Origin of the sequence: Streptomyces dysideae (assembly GCF_001514305.1) — a bacterium.
Classification (GTDB): domain Bacteria; phylum Actinomycetota; class Actinomycetes; order Streptomycetales; family Streptomycetaceae; genus Streptomyces; species Streptomyces dysideae.
Genome location: NZ_KQ949091.1, coordinates 213,088 through 214,515 on the forward strand (window position 1 = coordinate 213,088; position 1,428 = coordinate 214,515).

Here is a 1,428-nt window from a genome sequence, read left to right on the forward strand (position 1 = left end):
CCGGAAGATTTCAAGTCCAATGAGACGGTTGTGATGCTATGAGGTTTGTGGTGCGGGTTCCCTGCGCTTGGCAGGGTCGTTGATCCACGCCTGCTGGGGTATCTCGGGTGGTCGGGGGCGTCGGCCGAAGCGTTCGGGGTGGCGGGTGTATGCCTCGGCGAGGGTGACGGCCCGCTGGTCGCGGACCTCCTCGGCGGTGCCGAAGTGGACGGATGCGGGTGTGTGCCAGCCGATACCCGAGTGCCGGTGCTCATGGTTGTAGTACGCGATGAAGGCGTCGAACCACTCGCGGGAGTGGGCCAGGGAGTCGAACCGTTCAGGATAGTCCGACATGTACTTCGTGGTCTTGAACTGGGCCTCGCTGTAGGGGTTGTCGTTGGAGACCTTCGGCCGCGAGTGCGATCTCGTCACCCCCAGATCGATGAGCAGCTGGGAGACTTTCTTGCTCGTCATCGAGGTGCCGCGGTCGGCGTGCACGGTCTCGGGCACGATGCCGTTGCGGGTGATGGTCTCGCGGATCAGCTCCTCGGCCCGCTCGGCGGACTCGGCGGCCTCGACGGTGTGGCCGACGATGTAGCGGCTGAAGATGTCGATGATGACGTAGGCGTGGTACCAGACGCCCTTGGCCGGTCCGGCCGCCTTGGTGATGTCCCAGGTGAACACCTGTGAGGGCGCGGTGGCGACCAGCTCGGGCACCGTCCTGGCGGGGTGAGTGGCCTGTCTTCGGCGCTCGCCGTTCTGCCCCTTCTCGCGCAGGATCCGGTACATCGTGGAGACGGAGCAGTGGTAACGCCCGGCATCCAGCTCACGGGCCCAGATCTGTGCGGGCGGGAGCTCGGCGTACTCGTCGCAGTTCATCAACTCCAGTACCGCACCCCGCTCTTCGGCCGTCAGAGCCGAGGGCTGAACCTGCGGCGAGCGGGGCCTTGGCGGTGGTGCCGGCCGCATCCGGCGGTAGTGGGTCGCCCGGGAGCGGCCGGTCAGCCTGCACGCGGCCGTAATGCCCAGCTCGCCCCCGACGCCGGTGAACGCGTCATCGACCACCGGGTCGGCGGCAGCCTTCAGTCCGCGCCCTCGGAGATCATTTCCAAGAGCGCGGAGGCTTTTCCCATTACCTCCAACGCGGCCTTGTTCCGGGCCAGTTCCTTCTCCAGCCGTTCCACCTGGCGGCGCAGTTTCTCGTTCTCCGCCTCGGCGGCCGACTTCTTCGGCCGAACCGGGCTGGTGCGCTTGTCGACCAGCTTCTCCAGTGCCCCGGCATCCCGCGCGGCCCGCCACTCCTTCACGTGCGAGTGGTACAGCCGCTCCCGGCGCAGGATCGCGCCCTTCTCGTTCTTCGGTGCGGCGTCGTACTCGGCCACGATCCTCAGCTTGTACTCGGGGCTGAAAGTGCGGCGCTTCGGCCGGGGAGCCGGGTCGGATCCGGCG

General features: G+C 67.3%; 1 protein-coding gene and 1 pseudogene. Both read right to left on the reverse strand.

The features are described 5' to 3' along the window. Positions 1–36: 36 nt before the first annotated feature. Complete coding sequence (locus AQJ91_RS25780; protein WP_067026175.1) at positions 37–1,044, reverse strand: IS3 family transposase; 1,008 nt, start codon at positions 1,042–1,044, stop codon at positions 37–39. 17 nt (positions 1,045–1,061) lie between these two features. Next, positions 1,062–1,428, reverse strand: a pseudogene (locus AQJ91_RS25785) (hypothetical protein); the annotation flags it as partial.